Raw genomic sequence first — 1,535 nt, forward strand, 5'->3', positions numbered from 1 at the left:
GGCCGGACTCGGCGCTGCGAACGATGAGGGCCGACCGCGTCGATCACCCGGCTGCGCAGTTCCGCGGTCGGCCGGCTATCCATCCAGGGCAGCGTCGGCGGGTTGTCGCTCAGCAGGTCCGTGACTCGCCTGAAGTCGCCGATCTCGTCGTCGACACTCGGGTCGGCGGCAGCGAGATCGCGCAATTCCACCCGCTCGGCGTCGGTCAGTTCGTCTGCAGCCGCAGCAGCGATCAATTCGGCGCGGCGGTCACTTTTCGCACTCACTGGTTCTCCTGGCTTTCGAAATGAGTACGTAGTTGCCGCATCGCGTAGAACGCCCGCGTCCGCAACGTGGCCGCTCGGACGCCCGTCGACTCGGCGAGTTCGGCGTAGGTCCCGCCCGTGAGGTGGACGGCGACGATCACCTGGCGATGCTCGGCGCTGAGCAACGCGAGCGCCTCGACCACCCGCAGCCGCTCGACGGTGTCGGCGCTCGAATCACGGCCGACACGTGCGTCGTCGTCCACGCGGAAGGTGACGACGGACGGCATCCGCCCGATCGACCGTTGCACGTCGATGATGACGTTGCGCTCGATCGCGAACAACCACGTCCGGAGGCCGCCGCGGGATTCGTCGTAGTCCGCTCGGGCCCGCCACGCCCGCAGGAAGGTCTCCTGCACGCAGTCCTCGGCGAGTGCCCGGTCACGCAGAACGTTGACGGCGAAACCGAGCATCGACGACGCGTGCGCATCGAAAGCGGCGGTGACATCGAATGCGGCGCTTTCGCGAGCTGGGGCGCCGTCGACATGCCCGGACGGATCGTTTCGGTCCCGTCGGCGCCGAAAATCCAAGGGGATCACACTGCCACTTCGGATCACACTCGCAGTTCGGATGGGGGCCGGCGCGTTCATGAGGGGTGATACGTCGATCGACCCGGCCGCGTTCACGAAAGTGAGGACGGGATTGAACACATCGGCGGGTTCGGTCGTAGACCTCGTACGGGCTCCTTGCCCGTCCCCGACCGGAAGGCATTGCAATGACGTCTGTACGACCGTTCGCATTGGCAGGAGGCGCCGTCGCCGCGGCGTCGATCATGGTGTTGACCGCAGCTCCCGCGGGTGCCGAGACACCGGTGGCCGCTCCCGCCGAGTTCACCAGCGCTTTCACGACGATGGCCACCCCGGATCAGGTGGTGAACGCCGACGGAGTTGCGACCCCGGGGCAGCAGGGCGCGACCGGCACCTTCACCTTCCGCATCAACTCCGACCTCGACATCGTCTGCTACGACATCACGTTGCAAGGCGTGTCGGGCGACTACATGAGCCCGGCCAAGACCGCGACGCACATTCACCAGGCCGCAGCAGGCAAGTCCGGCCCACCTCGGCTGGCCTTCCCGAACCCCGAACCCATAGGAGAAGGCCCCCGTACCAGTAGCGGCTGCATGCAGGGCCCGTTCACCACCGGACTCGCACCGGACGGCACCGACACCGGTACCGGCTTCGAACTCGCGTCCATCGAAGCGAACCCCGCAGGCTTCACCGCCGACGCTCACAC

3 protein-coding genes are annotated in these 1,535 nt (G+C 67.2%); 1 reads left to right on the forward strand and 2 read right to left on the reverse strand.

Going from position 1 to position 1,535, the window contains the following annotated elements; genetic code table 11:
* Both WBQ44_RS14940 and WBQ44_RS14945 read right to left on the reverse strand, forming a co-directional pair.
* A partial coding sequence (locus WBQ44_RS14940) for a hypothetical protein (RefSeq protein WP_495567458.1) occupies positions 1–266 on the reverse strand: 266 nt, incomplete at its 3' end.
* Positions 263–832, reverse strand: coding sequence for a sigma-70 family RNA polymerase sigma factor (locus WBQ44_RS14945; RefSeq protein WP_495567459.1), 570 nt, complete (start codon positions 830–832; stop codon positions 263–265). The genes WBQ44_RS14945 and WBQ44_RS14940, both read right to left, overlap by 4 nt.
* Before the next feature lie 185 nt (positions 833–1,017).
* Between WBQ44_RS14945 and WBQ44_RS14950 the strand changes: the two genes are divergently transcribed.
* On the forward strand, positions 1,018–1,535 hold a 518-nt coding region (locus WBQ44_RS14950; RefSeq protein WP_495567460.1), incomplete at its 3' end, for a CHRD domain-containing protein.

This window comes from Rhodococcus sp. (in: high G+C Gram-positive bacteria) (assembly GCF_049591685.1).
GTDB lineage: Bacteria > Actinomycetota > Actinomycetes > Mycobacteriales > Mycobacteriaceae > Rhodococcoides.